Origin of the sequence: Streptomyces fodineus (assembly GCF_001735805.1) — a bacterium.
Taxonomy (GTDB): domain Bacteria; phylum Actinomycetota; class Actinomycetes; order Streptomycetales; family Streptomycetaceae; genus Streptomyces; species Streptomyces fodineus.
In genome coordinates this window covers 1,192,042-1,214,356 of sequence record NZ_CP017248.1, presented here as the reverse complement: position 1 = coordinate 1,214,356, position 22,315 = coordinate 1,192,042, and the positions used below count along the sequence as shown (strand labels likewise).

The 22,315-nt window shown below is 71.8% G+C and carries 15 protein-coding genes; 12 read left to right on the top strand and 3 right to left on the bottom strand.

Annotation, left to right across the window (positions count from 1 at the left end; genetic code table 11):
* The first annotated feature begins 21 nt into the window (after window positions 1-21).
* The 3 genes from BFF78_RS05060 (at window position 22) to BFF78_RS05050 (ending at window position 5,734) form a co-directional block, all read left to right on the top strand.
* Complete coding sequence (locus BFF78_RS05060; protein ID WP_069777158.1) at window positions 22-2,343, top strand: GH92 family glycosyl hydrolase; 2,322 nt, start codon at window positions 22-24, stop codon at window positions 2,341-2,343.
* A 157-nt stretch (window positions 2,344-2,500) separates the two neighbouring features.
* Window positions 2,501-3,832 carry a wax ester/triacylglycerol synthase family O-acyltransferase gene (locus BFF78_RS05055; protein ID WP_069777157.1) on the top strand — a complete coding sequence of 444 codons (1,332 nt, stop codon included), beginning with the start codon at window positions 2,501-2,503 and terminating at the stop codon, window positions 3,830-3,832.
* 399 nt (window positions 3,833-4,231) lie between these two features.
* Window positions 4,232-5,734: an SDR family NAD(P)-dependent oxidoreductase gene (locus BFF78_RS05050; protein WP_069777156.1), complete on the top strand. Its 1,503-nt coding sequence runs from the start codon at window positions 4,232-4,234 to the stop codon at window positions 5,732-5,734.
* 218 nt (window positions 5,735-5,952) lie between these two features.
* On the opposite strand, the gene BFF78_RS05045 is transcribed toward BFF78_RS05050, so the two are convergent.
* Entirely contained in the window at window positions 5,953-6,348 is a 396-nt protein-coding gene (locus BFF78_RS05045; RefSeq protein ID WP_069777155.1) for a hypothetical protein, read from the bottom strand.
* A 407-nt stretch (window positions 6,349-6,755) separates the two neighbouring features.
* Between BFF78_RS05045 and BFF78_RS45290 the strand changes: the two genes are divergently transcribed.
* Both BFF78_RS45290 and BFF78_RS05040 read left to right on the top strand, forming a co-directional pair.
* Entirely contained in the window at window positions 6,756-6,929 is a 174-nt protein-coding gene (locus BFF78_RS45290; protein WP_107440855.1) for a hypothetical protein, read from the top strand.
* 62 nt (window positions 6,930-6,991) lie between these two features.
* Window positions 6,992-7,477, top strand: coding sequence for a GNAT family N-acetyltransferase (locus BFF78_RS05040; RefSeq protein ID WP_069777154.1), 486 nt, complete (start codon window positions 6,992-6,994; stop codon window positions 7,475-7,477).
* 16 nt (window positions 7,478-7,493) lie between these two features.
* Here the strand turns inward: BFF78_RS05040 and BFF78_RS05035 are convergent, their stop codons facing one another.
* Window positions 7,494-8,843 carry an amidase gene (locus tag BFF78_RS05035; protein ID WP_069777153.1) on the bottom strand — a complete coding sequence of 450 codons (1,350 nt, stop codon included), beginning with the start codon at window positions 8,841-8,843 and terminating at the stop codon, window positions 7,494-7,496.
* A gap of 219 nt (window positions 8,844-9,062) precedes the next feature.
* On the opposite strand from BFF78_RS05035, the gene BFF78_RS05030 reads away from it, so the two are divergent.
* Window positions 9,063-11,399, top strand: coding sequence for an alpha-L-fucosidase (locus tag BFF78_RS05030; RefSeq protein ID WP_069777152.1), 2,337 nt, complete (start codon window positions 9,063-9,065; stop codon window positions 11,397-11,399).
* A 132-nt stretch (window positions 11,400-11,531) separates the two neighbouring features.
* Here the strand turns inward: BFF78_RS05030 and BFF78_RS05025 are convergent, their stop codons facing one another.
* Complete coding sequence (locus tag BFF78_RS05025; protein ID WP_069777151.1) at window positions 11,532-12,611, bottom strand: LacI family DNA-binding transcriptional regulator; 1,080 nt, start codon at window positions 12,609-12,611, stop codon at window positions 11,532-11,534.
* 220 nt (window positions 12,612-12,831) lie between these two features.
* On the opposite strand from BFF78_RS05025, the gene BFF78_RS05020 reads away from it, so the two are divergent.
* From BFF78_RS05020 to BFF78_RS04995, 6 genes are read left to right on the top strand one after another with little or no spacing between them, the layout of a single operon-like run.
* Window positions 12,832-14,118 (top strand): ABC transporter substrate-binding protein, encoded by a 1,287-nt coding sequence (locus BFF78_RS05020; RefSeq protein WP_069777150.1) that lies wholly within the window; start codon window positions 12,832-12,834, stop codon window positions 14,116-14,118.
* A 5-nt stretch (window positions 14,119-14,123) separates the two neighbouring features.
* Entirely contained in the window at window positions 14,124-15,011 is an 888-nt protein-coding gene (locus tag BFF78_RS05015) for a carbohydrate ABC transporter permease (RefSeq protein ID WP_069777149.1), read from the top strand.
* On the top strand, window positions 15,008-15,913 hold the full coding sequence (locus BFF78_RS05010; RefSeq protein ID WP_069777148.1) for a carbohydrate ABC transporter permease: 906 nt from the start codon (window positions 15,008-15,010) through the stop codon (window positions 15,911-15,913). Before BFF78_RS05015 ends, BFF78_RS05010 begins: the two co-directional genes overlap by 4 nt.
* A 26-nt stretch (window positions 15,914-15,939) precedes the next feature.
* Window positions 15,940-17,196 (top strand): glycoside hydrolase 5 family protein, encoded by a 1,257-nt coding sequence (locus tag BFF78_RS05005; protein WP_099054823.1) that lies wholly within the window; start codon window positions 15,940-15,942, stop codon window positions 17,194-17,196.
* On the top strand, window positions 17,193-19,226 hold the full coding sequence (locus BFF78_RS05000; RefSeq protein ID WP_069777147.1) for an endo-beta-N-acetylglucosaminidase: 2,034 nt from the start codon (window positions 17,193-17,195) through the stop codon (window positions 19,224-19,226). The genes BFF78_RS05005 and BFF78_RS05000 overlap by 4 nt, the downstream gene beginning before the upstream one ends.
* Before the next feature lie 37 nt (window positions 19,227-19,263).
* Complete coding sequence (locus BFF78_RS04995; protein ID WP_069777146.1) at window positions 19,264-22,281, top strand: alpha-mannosidase; 3,018 nt, start codon at window positions 19,264-19,266, stop codon at window positions 22,279-22,281.
* The last annotated feature ends 34 nt before the right edge of the window (window positions 22,282-22,315 follow it).

Sequence of the window (22,315 nt, the reverse complement as noted above, 5' to 3'; positions counted from 1 at the left end):
AACCTGCGGAGGTCATCCGACATGAGAGGGACCCGGCGCACGCGGTTGTGTCTGGCCGTGGTGATGGCAGCGTCCGCGCTGATCGCCACCCCCACCGCACGGGCCGCCGAGCGGACCGACGGCCACCTCGCCGATCTGGTCAACCCCTTCATCGGGAGCCAGGACGAGGGCAACACCTTTCCCGGCGCGGCCGTGCCCTTCGGCATGGTGCAGCTGTCGCCGGACACCGGGCACGGCACGGGCTACGACTACACACAGAACCGGATCCGCGGCTTCTCCCTGGTCCATCTCTCGGGCGTCGGCTGCCGCATCGGCGGCGACCTGCCCGTGCTGCCCACCACCGGCGATGTCACGCAGACGGACTACACCCAGTACGCGGCCGGCTTCTCGCACAGGGACGAGACGGCGAGCCCCGGCTACTACCGGGTCGGCCTGTCCTCCGGTGTCCGTGCCGAGCTGACCGCGACACGGCGCACCGGCGTGCAGCGCTACACCTTCCCCGCCACCGACAAGGCCAACGTCCTGCTGAACGCGGCCCAGTCGCTGCACAAGACGGTCTCCAGTTCCGTCGAGATCCTCGACGACCACACCGTGCGCACCGAGATCACCGGCCACGGCTTCTGCCGGGACACCGGCCCCTACACCGTCTACACGATCACCCGCTTCAACCGGCCCTTCACCGCCCACGGCACCTGGGACGGCAAGACGGTCACACCGGGCTCCCGCAGCGGGCCCGGCGGCGCCTACGTCCGCTTCGACACCACCAGGGACCGTACGGTCGAGGCGACCACCGCCCTGTCGTACGTCGACGCACGCGGCGCGGCCGGGAACCTCGGCGCCGAGCGCGGCCGGTCCTTCGACGCCGTACGCGAGCGGGCCCGCGAGGAGTGGGAGAAGCGGCTCGCCGGCGTCCATGTCCGGGGCGGCACGGGCACCCTGCGCCGGACCTTCTACTCCTCGCTGTACCGGTCGTTCCTCGCGCCGAACATCGGCAGCGACGACGACGGCCGCTACTTCGGCTGGGACCGCCGTGTCCACCGCGCCAAGGGCTTCACGTACTACCAGAACTGGTCGCTGTGGGACACCTACCGCACCCAGGCCCAGCTCCTCGCGCTGCTCGCGCCGCGCGAGGCACGGGACATGGCCCGCTCGGTCGTCGCGATCGACGAGGACGGCGGCTGGCTGCCCAAGTGGGGCTACGGCCCCGTCGAGACGAACGTCATGAGCGGCGACCCGGTCACCCCCTTCCTGACCACGGCCTATCAGATGGGGCTGCTCAAGGGCTTCGAGGAGCGGACCTACCGCGCGCTGAAGAAGAACGCCGACGGCGTCCCGCCCGCCGCCTACCCGGGCATCGGCCGGGAGGCCAACGCCGAGTACCTCGCGCACGGCTTCGCCCCCTACGACAAGGACCGCCCGTACGCCAAGATGGGCGACTCCGACTACCACCACGGCGCCTCCGTCACCCTGGAGTACGCACTCGCCGACGCCATGCTGGCCCAGATGGCCCGCGGCCTGGGCCACGACGCCGACGCCGCCCGCTATGCGGCCCGCGCGCGGAACTACCGGAACATCTTCGACCCCGCCACGGGCTTCTTCCGCGCCCGTGACGCTTCCGGCGCCTTCACCGGCTCGGCCGACCCGGCGCTCGGTACCGGGTTCCACGAGGGCACCGCCTGGCAGTACCAGTGGCTGGTGCCGCAGGACGTGCCCGGCATGGTGCGGCTCATCGGCGGCGAGCGCGCGGCCGACGACCGCCTGGACGCCTTCTTCGCCTACGACCGGCTGCTCGCCGACCCCGCGAGGACCGCCCGCGAGGTGTGGGTGCACGGCGACGCGTACGCGTACTACAACGCCGACAAGTACAACCCGATGAACGAGCCCGACCTCATCGCGCCCTACACCTACCTGGCCACCGGCCAGCCCTGGAAGACCACCGACGTGGTGCACGCCGCCCTGACCCTCTTCACCGACGGGCCCAGCGGCATGACCGGCAACGACGACCTGGGCACGATGTCCGCCTGGAACGTGCTGTCGTCCATCGGGCTGTTCCCGATCCAGCCGGGCTACGGCACCTGGGGCCTGTCCACGCCCGTCTTCGACCGCGTCGACCTCACCCTGGACCGCCGCTACTGGCCCGGCGGCCGGCTGACGATCGCCGCGCCCGGCACCTCGGCCACCGACCGCTACATCCAGTCCGTCCGCGCCGACGGGACACCGCACGGGCGTACCTATCTGACGACGGGTGGGCTGCGCTCCCTGCGCTCGCTCGCGTTCACGGTCGGCCCGCGCCCGTCTGAGTGGGGTACGTCACCCGCGGCGGCGCAGCCGGTCCTGAAGTGACCTCACGTCTCACCTGGGTCCCGCCCCTTTCGGAGGGGCGGGACTTAATCTGCCGTTAACTGAGCGTAGCCTGATCGTACTTGACCGTAATCGGGTGACAGGGTTTGACTGCGGGTTGACTGCAGATCCACCCGTCGTCGACGCGTGAGGCAAGCCCTTGACTTCCGACCTGCTCGCTCCACTCGACCTGGCGTTCTGGCACATCGAGTCCGAGCGGCATCCGATGCACCTCGGCGCGCTCGGCGTCTTCGGTGCCCATTCGCCCACGGCCGGCGCCCATGCCGCCGACCTGCTCGCCGCCCGCGCCGCCGCCGTGCCCGGGCTGCGCCTGCGCATCCGCGACGTGTGGCAGCCGCTCGCCTTCGGCGGCGCCGCCCGGGAGCCCGACCCGGACTTCGATCCGCTGAACCACGTACGGCTGCACGCCCCTACCGCCGACTTCCACGCGGACGCGGGCCGGCTGATGGAACGCCCGCTGGAGCGCGGCCGGCCGCCGTGGGAGGCGCATGTGCTGCCCGGCGAGGACGGGGTGTCCTTCGCGGTGCTGTTCAAGTTCCACCACGCCCTCGCCGACGGGCTGCGCGCGCTGAAGCTTGCCGCCGGTGTCCTCGACCCGGTGGACCTGCCCGAGCGGGCGCCGCGCGCCATCGAGCCGTCGCGCGGCCTGCTGTCCGACGTGCGCAGGCTGCCGGGGCTCGTCCCCGGGCTGGTCAGGGGCGCGCTGTCCGACGTGGGCCGGGCCCTGGACATCGGCGCCTCCCTCGCCCGGTCCACCCTCGGCATGCGGCCCACCTCCGCGCTCACCTCGGCCCCGAGCGGCACCCGCAGCACGGCCGGTGTCGTCTTCGACATCGACGACGTGCACCGGGTGCGCAAGACCGTCGGCGGCACCGTGAACGACGTGCTCATCGCGGTCGTCGCCGGTGCCCTGCGCCGCTGGCTGGACGAGCGCGGCGACGGCAGCGGGGGAGTGGCGCCCCGCGCCCTCATCCCCGTCTCCCGGCGCCGCCCGCGCACCGCCCATCCGCAGGGCAACCGGCTCTCCGGCTATCTGATACGGCTCCCGGTGGACGAGCCCGATCCGCTCGGCCGCCTCGACATCGTGCGCACCGCGATGATCCGCAACAAGGACGCGGGACCCAACCGGGGTGCCGGTGCCGTCGCGCTGCTCGCCGATCATGTCCCGGCCCTCGGGCACCGGCTCGGCGGGCCGCTCGTCGGGCAGGCGGCCCGGCTGTGGTTCGACATCCTCGTCACCAGCGTGCCGCTGCCGGGGCTGGGGCTGCGGCTCGGCGGACACGAACTGCGGGAGGTCTATCCGCTGGCGCCGCTCGCGCCCGGCCAGGCGCTGGCGGTCGCGATCTCGACGTATCGCGGGCGTGTGCACTACGGGCTCGTCGCCGATGCCGAGGCCGTGCCGGACCTCGACCGGTTCGCGTACGCGGTGTCGGTGGAGGTGTCCGCGCTGCTGGCCGCGTGTGGCGTTTGACGGAGGGTGCCCACCCGCACCACCGGTGCGGCTTTCGTTGTCGGGTGCGGGTGGCTCCCGTGGGGCGGGGGCGCCGTCGGCGGCTGCGGGGCGGTGGGGGGCGGTGGGGGCCCACCCGCCCACCCGTGCGGCTTTCGTTGTCGGGTGCGGGTGGCTCCCGTGGGGCGGGGGCGCCGTCGGCGGCTGCCGGGTGGTGGCGGGGCGGTGGGGTTCCCACCCGCACCACCCGTACCGCTTTTCGTCGAGGGGTGCGGGTGGCCCCGTGGGGCCGGAGCGCCGTCGGCGGCCTCCCGGCTGGTGGACGGGTTTGGCGGGTGGCTGTGGGCTCCGTAAAATTCCCCCTTCGAAAGCGGGCGCGAGTCGGAGCGCTGCGCGGGTGATCAGGGAAGCGGCAGCGCGATGACGGTGACAGAGGACGGCTCCGTGGCCATGGAGGCCGTGGACGAGGTGGTCTACGGGCCGGGCATCGACCCCGAGCGGCTGGCCGTCTGCCTGAGCGTGCTCGAGGAGCTCGACCGGATCGAGGTCGACCACCCGGACGCGATCAAGGTCCGCCGGGCCACCTCGCAGATCTACCGCACGGTCAAGCAGCGCCGCCGCCAGGAGCGCCGGGCCGCCAAGACCGCGCACGACCGCGCCGTCACCGAGGCCACCGCCACCGGTTCCGCCGAGCGCATCGACGACGAGACCGAGGGCATCCTGCCCTCCTCCAAGGTCGAGGCGGGCAAGATCGCGGGCATACTCCAGCGCCCGCGGTCCTGCTACACCTGCAAGTCCCGCTACGTCGAGGTCGACTACTTCTACCACCAGCTCTGCCCGGACTGCGCCCGCACGAACCGGGCCAAGCGGGACGCCCGCGCCGACCTCACCGGCAAGCGCGCCCTGCTCACCGGCGGCCGCGCCAAGATCGGCATGTACATCGCCCTGCGCCTGCTGCGCGACGGTGCGCACACGACGATCACCACCCGCTTCCCCAAGGACGCCATCCGCCGGTTCAAGGCGATGGAGGACTCGGCCGACTGGCTGCACCGGCTGGAGGTCGTCGGGATCGACCTGCGCGACCCGGCGCAGGCCGTGGCCCTCGCCGAGCAGGTCGCCGAGGCGGGCCCGCTCGACATCCTGATCAACAACGCGACCCAGACCGTACGCCGTCTGCCCTCCGCCTACGCGGCCCTGGTCGAGGGCGAGACCGCCCCGCTGCCCGCCGGTGAACTCCCCGCCCACCACGTCATCGGCGCCTTCAACTCCGGCGCCGTCGACGGCATCGCCGCGCTGCCCGTCGGCACCAGCGGACTGGACGCCCAGAAGGTCGCCGACCTCGCCCTCGTCGCGGGCAACGCCAGCGTCGCCCGGCACCTCGACGGCACCGCCATCGACGCCGGCGGCCTCGTCCCCGACGTCGTCGACACCAACACCTGGGTGCAGACCATCGACCAGATCTCGCCGGTCGAGCTGCTCGAGACCCAGCTGTGCAATTACACGTCGCCGTTCATCCTGATCAGCGCCCTGCGCCCGGCCATGGCCGACGCCGCGAAGAAGGCGGCCAGCGGGCGCGCCTACGTGGTCAACGTCTCGGCGATGGAAGGCGTCTTCGGACGCGGTTACAAGGGCGCCGGGCACCCGAACACCAACGCCGCGAAGGCCGCGATGAACATGGTGACGCGGACCAGCGCCCAGGAGATGTTCGACACCGACGGCATCCTCATGACCTCCGTCGACACCGGCTGGATCACCGACGAGCGCCCGCACTACGACAAGCTGCGCCTCGCCGAGGCCGGCTTCCACGCCCCGCTCGACCTGGTCGACGGCGCCGCCCGCGTCTACGACCCGATCGTCCGCGGTGAGGCGGGCGACGACCTGTACGGCGTCTTCCTGAAGGACTACGCGCCCGGCAAGTGGTGACCCCGCGAAAACCGGTCGCCGGCGTGACCGTCGCCGTCCTAGGGTGACGGTCGTGCCGGGGTGCCCGGTGTGCAGGAGACGCGTTCTTCATGGTTGTGATCCATCAGCAGACCCCAGCGGGACTGCCGGCCCCTCGGGGCCGACGCGTGGCCGTCGGGATCTCGGGCACCCCGCACCACCCGTCCTGTGACGGTCCGTCAGCAGGCTGCGGCCGGGGGTCAGTCGACGGCGCCGAGCCGGGAATGCCGGGCCGCCACCAGCTCCAGCACCGTGCGCCAGTCCTCCAGGACGCCCGCGTCGAAGGCCGCCGCACGGCTCTCCTCGTCGGCCTGCCGCAGCCGCAGCACATCGTCGTCGGCCGGGCCCGCGTCCCCGCGGACCAGCCGGAACACCCGCTCCCCGAGCAAGGGGCGCACCGCCTCGGCCGCGCTGCGTGCCCGGCCCGCCTCGTCGCCCGGGCACAGCACCGGCCCTATGCCGTGGACCAGCCCCGCGACCTGGAGCTCCTTGTCGGCGGGGCGGCTGCGGCGCAGCAGCGCGGCGGTGCGCAGCGCGTGCTGGTGCCGACCGGTGTACAGCAGATCCATCAGCTCCTCGACGCTGCGCAGCTCCATGCGTCAGTCCTTCCGCGAGTCAGCCGTTGCGGCTCAGCAGCAGATCATGGCGAGCTTGCGTCCCGGCCAACGGCACCTGAACTGCGCCGCCTGTAGGCCGAGTGGGTGATGCGCGCGACGGCCGGGTGATGCGCCCCCTGGCAAACGGCCGCATATTGGGAGGTATTAAGACGCCAAACGACTTCCGATAGTTACACCTTGTTTGCACTCCCGATCGAGCGCATGCCCGCTCATTTGGGTAGTCTGGAGGGGACGGGCGGCAGCCCCGGGTCCCACCCAGACCCAACGTCCGTACCGGCGCCACCGCGTCCGAACTGGCCTTCCACCCAGACCCGAGCGGGCGCCGAGTGCCGGAGCGCAAGCTGGCCGGCAGCCCTCGAGGGTGACCGACACATAAGGAGTGCGCGGTGACACCGGAGAAGACGAATCGCGAAGAACGCCCCAAGGAACGCACGGAGCGCCTGGGCCGGCGGCCGGGAGAACTCGGCAGCCTCGATGTGTGGGCCCGGTCCGCTCCGATCCGGCTCGCGGGTTACGAGGACGACCTCGCCGAACCCCACATCCTGCCCAGCGTGGACTGACCCCCGGGTCGGACCCTTCGCGATCGCCGCACGCATGGGCGTGACCTGACAGACTCACGCCCATGCTGATCAGAGAAGCCGTGGCCGCCGACTGGCCGCGGATCTGGCCTTTCTGGCACCGGATCGTCGCCGCTGCCGAGACCTACGCCTGGGACCCGGAGACCTCCGAGGAGGACGCCCGCGCGCTCTGGATGAACCCGGCCAAGCGTGTCTACGTCGCCGAGGACGAGAACGCAACCGTCGTCGGCTCGGCCTACCTCACCCCGAACTACGGCGGCCCCGCCGCCCGTGTGGCCAACGCCGGATTCATGGTCGACCCCGACCACACGGGAAAGGGCGTCGGCCGCGCCCTCGCCGAACACGTCCTGGCCGAGGCCAGGGCCCACGGCTATCGCGCGATGGTGTTCAACGCCGTGGTCGAGACGAACCCCGCCGTCGCCCTGTGGGCCTCCCTCGGCTTCACCGTCCTCGGCACGGTCCCCGAGGCATACGACCACCCCCGGCACGGCAGGATCGGGCTGCACATCATGTACCGCTCGCTCGAATAGCCCGTAGCGGCGGGGCTCAGGAGCCGGCCATCGGTGCCGTCCGCCGCCAGGGGCGCAGCGTCTCCAGTTCCTCCGCCAGCTGAAGCAGGACGGCCTCCGCACCCGGGCGGCCCACGAGCTGTACCGCGCAGGGCGCGCCCGAGGGGAGGGTGCCGAACGGGACCGACATCGCGGGCCAGCCGGTCAGGTTCCAGGGCGGGGTGAACGGGGAGTACGCGGTGTTGGCCAGGATGTTGCGCAGCCAGCCGCGTTCGTGCCACGGTCCGGCCGCGGGGGAGCGCCGGGCCAGGGCCGGGGTGAGCAGGACGTCGTACTCGGTGAAGAAGGGCGTCAGCCGGGCACGCAGCCGCTCGCGGCTGTCCCCGGTGCGCACCGAGCGGACGAAGCGCCGGCCCAGTTCCGCGTGCACCCGGGTCCGCCGGGCCAGCCGCGCCGGGTCCAGGCCCTCGGCGTCCACCGCCGTCCCGGCCGTCCAGTGCCGCAGCGCGGTCACGCCCAGCGAGAGGGGGTACGGCGGCTCGGCCCGCCGCACGCGGTGCCCGGTCCGCGCCAGCGCCCCGGCCGCCTCCCGGACCGCGGTCGTATACGGCCTGCTCACGGCGACTCCGGCGAGCGGGCTGCGCAGGGCCACCGCGATCCGCCGGCGCTCGGGCTCCTGCGCGCGGGGGGAAGCGGCGCCGGCCAGCACGCCCAGCATCAGCCGCACATCCTCGACCGTCGTGGCCAGCGGACCGTTCTCCGCCATGCCGAACCAGTCGCCGTTGCCGATCCCCGCCGGCACCACCCCGTGCCCCGGCTTCAGCGTGACCAGGCCGCAGTTCGCGGCCGGGATGCGCAGCGAGCCCATGCCGTCGTTGCCGAGCGCGACCGGGACCAGGCCCGCGGCCACCGCCGCCGCGCTGCCGCCGGAGGAGCCGCCCGCCGTGCGCGAGGTGTCCCAGGGATTGCGGGTGGTGCCGAACACGCCCTCGGTGGTGCCGAAGACACACAGCTCCGGCACGTTCGTCAGGCCGACGACCACCGCGCCGGCCGCCCGCAGCCGGGCCACCGCGGGGTGGTCCTCGGCGGCCGGGGTGTCGGGGGTGGCGGCCGAGCCGTCGCGATGGGACTCGCCCCGCACCGCCAGGTTGTCCTTCACGGCCACGGGCACGCCCGCGAGCGGCAGTTCGGGCAGATCGGTGCGGGAGGCCACCTCGTCGGCCTCGGCGAGCGCCGCCTCGGCCCGCACCTTCCGGAACGCCCCGATCCGTCCGTCGAGCCGCTCGATCCGTGCGAGGTGCTCGGCCGCCACCTCGCGGGGCGTCACCCGCTTCTCGCGTACGGCGGCGGCTATCTCGGCGGCGCTCCGCCCGGCCCAGTCACCCACGGACACTCCTCGCTCGGTCGTCGGCTACTCGCCGGTATGAATCAAGGCGCAGGGAGAACTGTGCCCGGTCGGGCGCGGTACGTCGAGGGGCCGGTACTCAGCCACCATCCGTCCTCCGATCAATGTGTCAAGTAACGTCCTCCGCAGCCCCGTTGACAGTCTCGCAGCCGCCGCTCAATCATCAGACGTCCGATGAATCGGAGTTTTTGGGAGCCGCTCATGAGCACGTGTCCCAGACGTCTGATCCTGGGCGCGGCAGCGGGCGCGACCGCTGCGGCCGCCCTGCCGCTCACCACCACGACACCCGCGTGGGCCGCCGCCCGGCAGGGACCGTGGGCCGCCGTCCCCGATCCGGTGCCCGTCCCGCTCGACGCCCTCTACGACAACGACGGCATCGACACCGCGTCCGCGCGCGGCGGCGACTTCGACGGCTCCGGCTACACCTTCCCCGGCGAGGAACTCCCCGCGGGCCGCATCGAGGTCGACGGCATCACCTTCGACTTCCCGGCGGCGACGGCGGGCGCCCGGAACAACGTCGTCGCGCTCGGCCAGCGCGTCGACCTGCCCAAGGGCCGGTACCTGTCGGCCGTCTTCCTCACCGCCGGCAGCTACGGCAACGCCTCCGGCGAGACCACCGTCCACTACGCCGACGGCTCGACCACCACCGCGGGCCTGGGCGGCGGCGACTGGTACTCGGCGGGCGGACCGCTCTCGGCGCCCTACCGCTACAAGCCGGACGGCACCAAGGACGAGCACGGCGTCGGGATCGGCACCTCGGAGGTGTGGCTGGATCCGCGACGCGAGGCCGTCGCCCTCACCCTGCCGGTCACCAGCCCGGCCGAGGCCGGCAAGACCTCCCTGCACATCTTCGCGCTTTCCCTCCAACCGGCCGCACAGGGAAGGGCGTTGGTCCTGCGGGATGTCCACTCCACCCACTCCCTGCTCGATGCGACCGGCGCCCAGAGCGTCGAGGCCACCGTCGTGAACGCGGGCAGCGTCGCGATCCTGACCGGCGACGCCGTGTCCGTACGCGTCGACGTCCCCGGTGCCCGTACCGTCGAGCCCGCCCGCATCCGCCGGCTCGACCCAGGCGAGCAGGCACGCGTCCGCGTCGGCATCCGCAATCGCGCCGGCACCGCGCCCGGAACCGAGCAGGACGGCGCGGTGACGGTCGTCGGCCGCGGCACCCAAGCGGCCTCCCGCCGCAGCACGCTGACGCTCGGCACCGCCGACTACCAGCCCACCGAGGCCTCCCTCTCCGGTCATCAGGCGCCCTACTGGTTCCAGGGAGCCAAGTTCGGCATCTTCATCCACTGGGGTGTCTACTCCGTGCCCGCCTGGGCTCCGGTCGGCAAGCAGTACGCCGAGTGGTACTGGGACCACATGCAGGACCCCGCCAACCCCACGTACGCCCACCACCGGGACACCTACGGCGAGGACTTCGCCTACGACGACTTCATCCCGCGCTTCACCGCAGAGAGGTTCGACCCGCGCGCGTGGGTCGAGCTGTTCCGGGACGCCGGTGCCCAGTACCACGTGCTGACCTCCAAACACCACGAGGGCTTCGCGCTGTGGGACACCAAGGTCTCCGGCCGCAACGCCGTACGGCTCGGCCCGAAGCGGGACCTGGTCAAGGAGCTCTTCGAGGCGTCCCGGCGCTACGCCCCCGAACTCCACCGGGGCCTGTACTTCTCCATGCCCGAGTGGTTCAACCCCGACAATCCCTGGATGGGCCATGCCCCGCGCAACCCGTACACCCTGCAACCGGTCCCGTACACGGGATACACCGCGGGCAAGGACTATGTGAGGGACTATCAGGCCCCGCAACTGCTCGAACTGATCCACGGCTACGACCCGGAGATCATCTGGTGCGACATCGGCGGCGTGAACGACAGCCTCCATGTCCTCGCCGAGTACTTCGACCACGCCAAGAACCGCGCCCGCCCGATCGACGTGACCGTGAACGACCGCTCGGGCATCGCCTTCCACGACTTCACGACGCCGGAGTACACGACGTACGCCCACACGGTCGTCGCCAAGTGGGAGGCCAGCCGCGGCCTCGACCCCCGCAGCTACGGCTACAACCAGGCCACCCCGGACGACGCCTACATGACGGCCGAGGAGGTCGTGCGCAGTGTCGTCGACATCGTCTCCAAGAACGGCAACTTCCTGCTGGACATCGGCCCGCGCGCCGACGGCACCATCCCGGAGATCATGCAGACCCGGCTGCGCGAGACGGGGGAGTGGCTGAAGGTCAACGGGGAGGCGGTGTACGACACCACGTACTGGTCGCGGATGGCCCAGCTCGGCGACGACCTGCGGTTCACCGTCCGGCCGAACGAGGCCTTCTACATCCACTCCCTCGCCGAACCCGGCCCCCGGCTCACCGTCGAGGCCCCGGTGCCCGTCCGGGCCGGCGACAAGGTGACCATGCTCGGCCACGACCGGCCCCTGACCTGGAGGGTCACCAACGGCGCGCTGGTGATCGATGTACCCGGGGCGGCCCGGAAGGCGGGCCGGCACGTCTGGGTGTTCAAGGTGGAGTGGACGGCCTGAACGCCGGTCGGGCGGCGCGCTCGCGGTCCGGCAGGATCAGGCCGTTGGAGCCTGGCCGCGAAGGGGCGGCCGGCCGACGATGTCACCGTACGTCTGGCCGCCCCGGAGAGGGCGAGCCGTCGCTCGCGTGAACTACCGCTGCTGCGGCGGCACTTCGGGCGAGACGGTCCGTGGCGCCGCCGCCCCCGTGCTGCCGCGCCCGGTGAGCCGCGGTACCGGCACTCCCACCGCGCGCGCCGCTTCCCCGTCCAGCAGCGCCAGCAGCTCCCGCGCCGCCGTCCGGCCGAATTCCACGCTGTCCCGGGACAGCGCCGACAGCCGGGGGGTGACCATGCGGCACAGCGCCGAGTCCTCCCAGGAGACCACCGACACGTCCTGCGGGACCCGGAAGCCCAGTTCGGTGGCGGCGGCCACGCCGGCCACGGCCATCACGTCGTTGTCGTAGATGAGTGCCGTCGGCGCGGGGGAGCCGCCGAGGACCCGGCGGGTGACGGCGGCCCCCTGCGCGTCGGAGTAGTCGGTGGTGACCGAACAGACCTCGGTGAGCCCGCGCCGCTCCGCCTCCGCACGCAAGGTGGCGATACGGCGCCGGGTGTGGGCCAGCTCGGGCAGTCCGGCGATGTGCACGATCCGCCGGTGGCCGAGCGCCGTCAGCTCGTCCACCACGGAGGCCATCGCACCCGCGTCGTCCGCCCAGACCGTGGACAGGCCGGGATGCCGTACGTCCGGGGCGCCGCCGATCACCACGGCGGGCAGCCCGAGTTCGTCCAGCAGGCCGGGGCGCGGGTCGTCCGCGCGCGGGTCGGCGACCAGCACGCCGTCCACGCGGTGCTCCGCCCACCACCGCCGGTACACCGCGCACTCCTCCGTCACGTCCCCGGCGACCTGGAACAGGAGCCCCAAGTGCCGCTCGGCGAGCACCTCCTGGATGCCGGAGACGAGCTGGAGGAAGAAGGAGTCGACGCCCAGGGTGTGCGCGGGGCGGGCCAGGACGAAGCCGACCGTGGCCGCGCCCTCGCCGGACAGGGCGCGGGCGGCCGTGCTGGGGCGCCAGCCGAGCTGCTCGGCGACCCGCCGGACCCGGGCCCGGGTGGCCTCGGAGACCCCGGGGCGGCCGTTGAGCGCGAAGGAGACGGCGCTCTCGGAGACCCCGGCCCGCCGGGCGATGTCCTTCATCGTGGGCCGGCGTGCCGGGGACCGTTTGGTCGGCACGTTTCTCCCCCTTCCCGAGGGTGCTCGCTAATGCGCTTGAGTGTCAAGACCCTAAAGCGCATTAGCGCACGACGGCAAGTTCTCGGCCAAACATCTCTGACCTGCACTGATGAACGGCCTATTGCTTTAGTTCGGATGACTGCATTGACTTTCTCCGAACGGCGCGGGCATGGTCTCTGGCGCCACCAACAGCCCGACGCGCCAAGGGAGTCGTGTCCTCGTGCCCACACCTCGCAGAGCCCTCGCCGCCGCTGTCGTCGCCCTCGTCCTGCCGCTGAGCGCCTGCGGCTCGGGAGGTGATGACGCCGGCACGACCGACGCCTCCGGCAAGGTCGAGGGCGACATCACCTTCCAGACCTGGAATCTGCGCGCGAACTTCAAGTCGTACTTCGACGGTCTCATAGCCGACTTCGAGAAGAAGTACCCCGGCACCCATGTGAAGTGGGTCGACCAGCCCGCCGAGGGCTACCCCGACAAGCTCAGCGCCGACGCCGGCGGCGGCACGCTGCCCGACGTCGTCAACGTCTCCCCGGACCTGGTCGCCCCGCTCGCCAAGGCCGGACTGGCCATGGACCTCGACAAGGCTGCCGGGAAGTACAAGTCCGAGTACCTGGACGGCGCCTGGGCCAGCCATCAAGTTCCGGGCATGAGCGGCACGTACGCCTTCCCGTGGTACCTGAACACCGGCCCGCTCTTCTACAACAAGGCCCTGTTCACACAGGCCGGACTGAACCCCGACCAGCCGCCGAAGACGTACGGCGAACTCTTCGCCGACGCCCTGCGGATGGCGCAGAAGAGCGGCGGCAAGGTCGCCACCCTCGCCAACGTGCCCACCGTCGAGGACTTCGGCCGTTACGGCGTCACCCTGATGAACAAGCAGGGCACCGCGTTCGCCTTCAACGACGCCAAGGGAGTCGAACTCCTCAGCAAGTACAAGGAGTTGTACGACGCCAAGGCACTCGATCCGCAGGCGCTGACCGCGACGCCGGAGTCCTCCGGCAAGAAGTTCCTCACCGGCGCCGTCGCCATGAATCCCGGCAGCGCCCTCGACCTCGACAACTTCAAGAAGAACGCGCCGAGCCTGTACCGGAACATCGGCATCACCGACCAGATCACCAGCACGGGGCACGTCAACATGTACGTGATGGGCGTGATGGTCAACTCCCACACCAGACACACCCCGGCCGCCGTCGCCTTCGCCCACTTCGTCACCGACGCGCGGAACCAGATGTCCTTCGCCAAGAAGGTCGCCATCTTCCCGAGCACCGCCGGCTCCCTGAACGACCCGTACTTCACCAAGGAGGACGGCACCGACGAGACGCGGGTGCGCATCGCCGCCGCCAAGTCCCTGAAGAGCGCCGTCAATTACACGCCCGTGCTGTTCAGCGACCAGATGAAGACCGCGCTGCGCAACGAGGTGGCCAAGGCCCTCCAGGGCAAGGAGAGCCCCAAGCAGGCTCTCGACAACGCTGTCAACGCCGCCAACCGCCTCCTTCAGCAGGGCTGACAGCCATGGCCGCGTCCGTCCGCATCAGGCGCCAACTCCCCCTCAGCCCCTGGCTGTTCGCCGCTCCCGGGCTGCTCGTCACCGGCGTCTTCGTGCTCTACCCGTTCGTCTCCACCCTGGTGAACTCCTTCACCGACCGCCGCACCCTGCTGCCGGGTCACTTCGTGGGCCTCGCCAACTTCCGTGAGCTGCTCCACGACGACATGTTCTGGACCGGCCTGCGCAACAGCACGCTGTACGTCGTCGGGGTCGTGCCCGCCCTGGTCGTCCTGCCGTTGCTGCTCGCGCTGCTGGTGCAGAAGAACATCCCCGGCATCACCTTCTTCCGCTCCGCCTTCTACACCCCGGTCGTCGCCTCGATCGTGGTGGTCGGGCTGATCTGGGTGTGGCTGCTGGACGAACGCGGCCTGGTCGACTCCCTGTTGGAGACGGCCGGCATCGGCCGGGTCGGGTTCCTCAGCGACCAGTGGCTGCTCCTGCTGAGCGCGATGGCGGTCACGGTGTGGAAGGGCCTCGGCTACTACATGATCATCTATCTGGCGGCGCTGGCGAACGTGCCGCGCGAACTGCACGAGGCCGCCGCCGTGGACGGGGCCGGACCGGTGCGGCGCTTCCTCTCGGTCACCGTGCCGGCCGTGCGCTCCACCATGGTGCTGGTCGCCGCGCTCTCCTCGGTCGCCGCGTTCAAGGTGTTCTCCGAGGTGTACCTGATGGCCGGACCCAGCGGCGGCCCGGCCGGCGAGGACACCACCCTCGTCATGCTCGTGCAGCGCACCGGCACCGGCCTGACCGGCCGCGTCGGCTACGCCTCCGCGCTCTCGGTCGTCGTGTTCGTCGTCACCGTCGCCCTCATGCTGCTGGTGCTGCGCGCCGACCGGAGGGACGAGTCATGAGCGTCCTGGAGAAGGTGCGGCCCGAGCCGCCGGTCACCGTGCGCAAGGAGCCGCGCGTCACCGACGAACACGGCCGCCGCATCCGCGTCGGTGAACTGGTCTGGCGCTATCTGCTGCTCCTCGCCGTCCTCGCCCTGACCGTCGGCCCCTTCCTCTGGCAGCTGTCCACCTCCCTCAAGGGCCCCACCGAGGACATCTACAGCTCGCCGCCGAGCTTCCTGCCCGCCCGCCCCACCCTGCACAACTACACCCGGGTCGCCGACACCATCCCCGTCTGGGACTACGCCCTGAACTCCCTGAAGGTCGCCACCGCCAATGTCGTCACCAACTGTGCCGGCTCGGCGCTCGCCGGATACGCCCTGGCCCGCCTGCGCTTTCGCGGCCGGAAGGTGACCACGCTGGTGTTCGTGCTGGCGATGCTCGTGCCCGTGGAGGGCATCGTCATCGCCCAGTTCACCACCATGCGCGAACTCGGCCTGAACAACACGCTCATCGGGGTCGTGCTGCCCGGCGCCATCGGCGCGATGAACGTGCTGCTGATGCGGGGCGCCTTCCGCAATCTGCCGTACGAGATCGAGGAGGCGGCCTACGTCGACGGCGCCAACGTCTGGCAGCGGTTCCTGCGCGTCGCGCTGCCGTCGGTGAAGGGGACGGTGGCCGTCGTGGCGATCTTCGCCTTCATGGGCGCCTGGGACGATTTCCTGTGGCCCCTGATCGTGCTCAGCGACCCGTCCAAGTTCACCCTCACCATCGGCCTGAACTATCTGCACGGCACCTTCGCCGCCGACGAACGCCTCGTCGCCGCCGGCACCGTGATCGCCGTGGCCCCGCTCATCGCCCTCTTCGCCTGCCTTCAGCGGTACTTCTTCCGCGGGGTCGGCGAGGGCGCCGTCAAGGGCTGAACACCGGTATGCCCCAAGGACACTCCATGCCCCCTGCCGTGCGCTTCGGCGTCAACTACACCCCGAGCGTCGGGTGGTTCCACCACTGGCTCGACTTCGACCTCGACTCCGTGCGCGCCGACCTCGACGCGATTGCCGCGCTCGGCCTCGACCACATCCGCGTCTTCCCGCTGTGGCCCTACTTCCAGCCCAACCGGACCCTGATCCGCCCGCGTGCCGTCGAGCAGCTCGTGGCCCTCGCCGACGCCGCCGCCGAACGCGGCCTCGATGTCAACGTGGACGGGCTGCAAGGACACGTGAGCAGCTTCGACTTCCTGCCCGCGTGGACGCGCACCTGGCACCGGCGCAACCTCTTCACCGACCCGGACGTGGTCGAGGGCCAGGCCGCCTATCTGCGCACCCTCGCCGCCGCCCTCGCCGACCGGCCGAACTTCCTCGGCATGACCGTCGGCAACGAGGTCAACCAGTTCGCCGCCGGCCCCCATCCCGACCCCGACCGGATCACCTCCGAGGAGGCCGAGCGGTGGCTCACCCGGATGCTGGCCGCCTGCGCCGAGGGCGCCCCGGACCGGCTCCATCTGCACGCCTCCTACGACGCCGCCTGGTACCAGGACGACCAGCCCTTCACCCCCGGCCACTCCGCCCGGCTCGGCGACCTCACCGCCGTGCACTCCTGGGTGTTCAACGGCACCGCCCAGCGCCACGGCCGTACCTCGGTGCCGGCCGAACACCACGCCGCCTACCTGGTGGAGCTGAGCAAGGCCTGGGCGGACGCCCCCCACCGGCCGGTGTGGCTGCAGGAGGTCGGCGCGCCCGCGCCGCTCGTGCCCGCCGAGCACGCCGCCGCCTTCGCCGAGGCGACCGTCACCCACGCCCTCGACTGCCCCGGCCTGTGGGGCATCACCTGGTGGTGCTCCTACGACGTCTCCCGCGACCTCGCCGACTTCCCCGAACTCGAGTACGGGCTCGGTCTGTTCAGCGACGACCGACGCCCCAAGGACCTCGCACGGGTGCTGGCCGACGCCGCCCGCGCACCGCGCCCGGACCCCGCCGTCCGCACCACCGCCCTCGCCGTACCCGGCGATCCGGCCCGCCGCTCCGGCTGCGCCCCCGGCGGACCCGTCTTCGAAGCCTTCTTCCGGCTCGTCGCCGACGGCGCCCGCCCCACCACCGTCCTCGACACCCGCGCGGACGACAAGGACCACCTCGCCACGCGCGGCATCACCGAGGTCGTCACTCCCGACCAGGTACTCCCCACCCCACACGGAGGCACCCGCTCGTGAACCCCAGCAGACGCACCGTCCTGATCGCCGGCGCAGCCGCCGGCCTGTTCCCGCCGCCCGCCCTCGCGGCCACCCGCCCCAAAGCCACCGCGACCCCGCCGTACGCCTCCTACTGGTACCCGGACTCGCTCCCCTCCGGCAGCCCCGGCACCGGCATCACCTGGCGCAGCCTGAAGAGCTGGCGCGCTGCCGACGACCCCGACCTCGCCTTCAACGCCGCGTCCGTGCCGCTCGCCGCCCGCTTCACCCCGACCCCGGCTAACACCACCGCCCGCTCCGGCCAGGCCCGCATCCAGGCCCTGGTCTCCTTCGGCCCCACCTCGGGCAACCCCTCCCAGGGCTCGGCCACCGCCGACTACTACGCCCTCACCCACTGGGCCTACCTGGACGAGCTGGTCTTCTGGGGCGGCTCGGCCGGCGAGGGCCTGATCCTCGCGCCCAACGCGCCGATCGTGGACACGGCCCACCGGCACGGCGTCCCGGTGCTCGGGAACATCTTCCTGCCGCCGGTGGCGTACGGCGGGCAGCTCCAGTGGACCCGGGACCTCGTGCAGAAGGACGCGGCCGGGCACTATCCGCTGGCCGCGCAGCTCGTCGCGGTCGCGGCGGCCTACGGCTTCGACGGCTGGTTCGTGAACGCCGAGACGGACGGCGGGAACACCGCGCTGGGCCAGGCCATGCTGGGTTTCGTCAAGGAGCTGAAAGCGCTCGGGGCGGCGCGCGGACAGCGGGTGACCTGGTACGACGCGATGACCGTGAACGGCACGGTCAGCTGGCAGGGCGCGCTGGACAGCCAGAACCAGGCGTTCTTCCAGGCCGCCGACGACATGTTCGTGGACTTCCGGTGGAGCGCGGGCACGCTCGCGTCCTCGGGCACGAAGGCGGACCGACTGGGGCGCAGCCGCTATCAGTTGTGGGCGGGCGTCGATGTCGAGTCGAACGGGTCCGGTACGTCGGTGAACTGGGACGCGATCGTGCCGGCGGGCAAGCCGCACGTCACCTCGATCGGGTTCTACCGGCCCGAGTGGACGCGCAACCACCTGCCCGCCGACCAGCGCGCACCGGAGGACTTCCACGCCGCCGACGACCGGTTCTGGACCGGGCGGTCGGCGGACCCGTCCCGGCCGGACCCGAGCGACCCGTGGCGGGCGCCGGCGGTGTCGGTCGCCGACCGGTCGACGGTGACCTCGCTGCCGTTCGCGACCATGTTCAACACCGGGCACGGGCTGCGCTGGTACGAGGACGGGGCCGTCACCTCGGACGCGGCCTGGAACCACCTCGGACTCCAGGACCGGCTGCCGGGGCGGCGGTGGGTGGTGCGCACGGCGGGGCAGCGGCCGGCGGTGTCCTTCGACTTCGCCGATGCCTGGCGGGGCGGCAGCAGTGTGCTGGTGGACGGTGAACTCGATCAACCGGCTGTGCTGGATCTGTACGCGACCCGGCTGCCGATCGGTGTGAACACGGTTTTCGAGCTGACGTCACGGGCCGACGCGGGCGCTGTGAACGTCGAGCTCGCTGTGGCGACGGCCGAGCCCAGCAAGGCCGGGGCGACCCCGCCGTACACATATCTGGCTGTGAGCTCGGTCAACAAGGGTGTGCGTGTGAAGTCGGTCAACGGCTGGCAGACCGTGACGCTTCCGCTCACCGGGACCGGGCTGACCGGCACCGTCCACGCCCTCGGCGTCCGGCTCACCGCCACCCAGGGCCCCGTGCGCTGGCGCCTGGGCGGCCTCGCCGTCCGCGACACCGTCACCGCACCGGCCGCCCCCACGGACGCCCGCATCACCGCCGCGAACGGCGGCGACCTGCGCCTCGCCTGGAACGCCGCCCCCGGCGCCGTCCGCCACTACGAGCTGCACCGCCTCCTGCCCGACGGCACCCGCCGCTTCCTCGGCGGCACCTGCCAGCGCGCCTGCTTCCTCACCGGGCTGCGACCCGAGCAGCAGGAGACCGCCGCACGATTCGAACTGCGCGCGGTGGGGGAGCTCTACAACGCCTCGACCCCCGTGACCATCACCCACACCTGGTAACCGCCCGGAACCCGTAACCGCGCAGGGAGCAGCCCGCATGCATGACGACCGCACTCTGGTGGAAGCCCGCCTCAGGCGCGTCCTCGACGAACGCATCCGCCCCGCCGTGTACCCCGAGTCCGTGCCGCTGCGGGTCGCCGTCTGGCACGCGCCCGGCGAGCCCGTACCGGTCGCGGAGGGACTCGCCGCCGAGCCGGCGCCCATCGAGGCCGGCGCCCGGTGGGGTGCTCCCTGGGGCACGAGCTGGTTCCGGGTGACCGGGACCGTACCCCGGGAGTGGGCCGGGCGGACCGTCGAGGCCCTGCTCGACCTGGGCTTCGACGAGAACATGCCCGGCTTCCAGTGCGAGGGCCTGGTCTACCGGCCCGACGGCACCCCGGTGAAGGGCCTGAACCCACGCAACCAGTGGGTACGCATCGGCTCCCCGGTGACGGGCGGGGAGGAGGTGGTCCTGCACATCGAGGCCGCCTCCAACCCGGTCATCCTCGACTACCACCCCTTCCTGCCCACGCAGCTCGGCGACCAGGAGACGGCCGGCAGCGAGCCGCAGTACACGCTCACCCGGATGGACCTCGCCGTCTTCGACGAGTCGGTGTGGCAGCTGGTCATGGACCTGGAGGTGCTCGGCGAGCTGATGGCCGAACTGCCCGTGGACTCCGCCCGCCGGCACGACATCCTGCGCGCCGTCGAGCGGGCCCTGGACGCGGTCGACCTCCAGGACGTGAACGGCACGGCGGACCGGGCGAGGCAGCAGCTCACCGGTGTGCTGTCGGCCCCCGCCGTACCGTCCGCGCACCGGATCAGCGCCGTCGGGCACGCGCACATCGACTCGGCCTGGCTGTGGCCGCTGCGGGAGACGGTCCGCAAGGTGGCCCGTACGACCTCCAACATGACCGCCCTGATCGAGGACGAGCCGGAGTTCGTGTTCGCCATGTCCCAGGCACAGCAGTGGGCGTGGGTGAAGGAGCACCGGCCCGAGGTGTGGGCGCGGGTGAAGAAGGCCGTCGCCGAGGGACGGTTCGTGCCGGCCGGCGGGATGTGGGTGGAGTCGGACACCAACATGCCCGGCTCGGAGGCGATGGCCCGGCAGTTCGTGCACGGGAAGCGGTTCTTCCTCGACGAGTTCGGCATCGAGAACGAGGAGGCCTGGCTGCCCGACACCTTCGGTTTCGCCGCCGGACTCCCGCAGATCATCAAGGCGGCCGGCGCCAAGTGGCTGCTCACGCAGAAGATCTCCTGGTCGCAGACCAACAAGTTCCCGCACCACACCTTCCTGTGGGAGGGCATCGACGGCACCCGGATCTTCACCCACTTCCCGCCCGTCGACACCTACAACTGCTCCATGAAGGGCGGCGAACTCGCCCACGCGGCGCGGAACTTCAAGGACAAGGGCCGGGCCCGGCACTCCCTCGCGCCCACCGGCTGGGGCGACGGAGGCGGCGGCACGACCCGTGAGATGGTCGCCAAGGCGGCCCGGCTGCGCGACCTCGAAGGCTCGCCGACCGTCCTGTGGGAGACACCACGGGCCTTCTTCACGAAGGCCGAGGCCGAGTACCCCGCACCGCCGGTCTGGGTCGGCGAGCTGTACCTCGAACTGCACCGCGCCACCCTCACCAGTCAGGCCAGGACCAAGCAGGGCAACCGGCGCAGCGAACACCTGCTGCGGGAAGCCGAGCTGTGGGCGGCCACGGCCGCCGTACGCACCGGATCCGCCTATCCTTACGAGGAGTTGGACCGGATCTGGAAGACGGTCCTGCTCCACCAGTTCCACGACATCCTGCCCGGCTCGTCCATCGCCTGGGTGCACCGGGAGGCACGGGCGACGTACGAGCGGATCGCCGCCGAACTGGACGAGATCATCGGCGCGGCACAGCGGGCACTCGCCGGCGACGGCGACCGGGACCTGGTCTTCAACGCGGCACCGCACAGCCGTGCCGGGGTCCGGGCCGGCGGTGCCGGAGCACGCCCGCTGCCTCAGGGAACGACCCTCGCTCCACGGGCCGACGGCGGATACGTCCTGGACAACGGCCTCCTCCGGGCCGAGATCGACGCCCGGGGCCTGGTCGTCTCCGCGTACGACCTCGACGCCGACCGCGAGACCATCGCCCCCGGCAAGGCCGCCGGGCTCCTCCAGCTGCACCCCGACTTCCCGAACATGTGGGACGCCTGGGACGTGGACGCGTTCTACCGGAACACGGTCACCGATCTCACGGACGCCGAGTCGGTCCAGGCCGGCGAGGACGGTGTGTCGGTCCGGACCACCCGCTCCTTCGGCGACTCGCGGGTCTCCCAGATGCTGTCCCTGCCGCCCGGCGAGCGCCGCCTGGTGATCGACACCGAGGTCGACTGGCACGAGACGGAGAAGTTCCTCAAGCTCGCCTTCCCGCTCGACCTGCACGCCGAACGGTACGCGTCCGAGACCCAGTTCGGGCATGTCTTCCGTCCCACGCACACCAACACCTCCTGGGAGGCGGCCAAGTTCGAGGCGTGCAACCACCGCTTCGTCCAGCTGGAGGAACCCGGCTGGGGCGTGGCGGTCGTCAACGACTCGACGTACGGCCATGACGTGACCCGTATGGTGCGCACCGACGGCGACCTCGGTACGACCACCACGGTGCGTGTCTCTCTCCTGCGCGCCCCGCGCTTCCCCGACCCCGAGACAGACCAGGGCGTCCACCGCTTCCGGCACGCCCTGATCCCGGGCGCCTCGATCGCCGACGCGGTCCGCGAGGGCTGGCGGATCAACCTGCCGGAACGGCACCTGACCGGCGCCCACGAGGTCGCGCCGCTGGTCACCGTCGACCACGACGCCGTCGTGATCACGGCGGTGAAGCTCGCCGACGACGGCAGCGGCGATGTGGTGGTCCGCTTCCACGAGGCCCACGGCGGCCGGGCCCGGGCCACCCTCACGGCCGGTTTCGAGTTCGTGGACGTCACCGTGACGGACCTGCTGGAACGGCCGGCCGACGCGGTTGAGCCGCCGGTGCGCGACGGCGAGCGGATCAGCGTACGACTGCGGCCTTTCGAGCTGATGACACTCCGTTTGCGCCGCTGATCCGGGGCGCGGCCCGCGTCGGTCCGCCGGGGGC

Excerpts from the sequence above, each read along its gene's own strand:
- BFF78_RS05060 (WP_069777158.1), top strand. The coding sequence starts at position 22 with ATGAGAGGGACCCGGCGCACGCGGTTGTGTCTGGCCGTGGTGATGGCA.
- BFF78_RS05050 (WP_069777156.1), top strand. The coding sequence starts at position 4,232 with ATGACGGTGACAGAGGACGGCTCCGTGGCCATGGAGGCCGTGGACGAG.
- BFF78_RS05045 (WP_069777155.1), bottom strand. The coding sequence starts at position 6,348 with ATGGAGCTGCGCAGCGTCGAGGAGCTGATGGATCTGCTGTACACCGGT.
- BFF78_RS05040 (WP_069777154.1), top strand. The coding sequence starts at position 6,992 with ATGCTGATCAGAGAAGCCGTGGCCGCCGACTGGCCGCGGATCTGGCCT.
- BFF78_RS05030 (WP_069777152.1), top strand. The coding sequence starts at position 9,063 with ATGAGCACGTGTCCCAGACGTCTGATCCTGGGCGCGGCAGCGGGCGCG.
- BFF78_RS05015 (WP_069777149.1), top strand. The coding sequence starts at position 14,124 with ATGGCCGCGTCCGTCCGCATCAGGCGCCAACTCCCCCTCAGCCCCTGG.
- BFF78_RS05010 (WP_069777148.1), top strand. The coding sequence starts at position 15,008 with ATGAGCGTCCTGGAGAAGGTGCGGCCCGAGCCGCCGGTCACCGTGCGC.
- BFF78_RS05005 (WP_099054823.1), top strand. The coding sequence starts at position 15,940 with ATGCCCCCTGCCGTGCGCTTCGGCGTCAACTACACCCCGAGCGTCGGG.
- BFF78_RS04995 (WP_069777146.1), top strand. The coding sequence starts at position 19,264 with ATGCATGACGACCGCACTCTGGTGGAAGCCCGCCTCAGGCGCGTCCTC.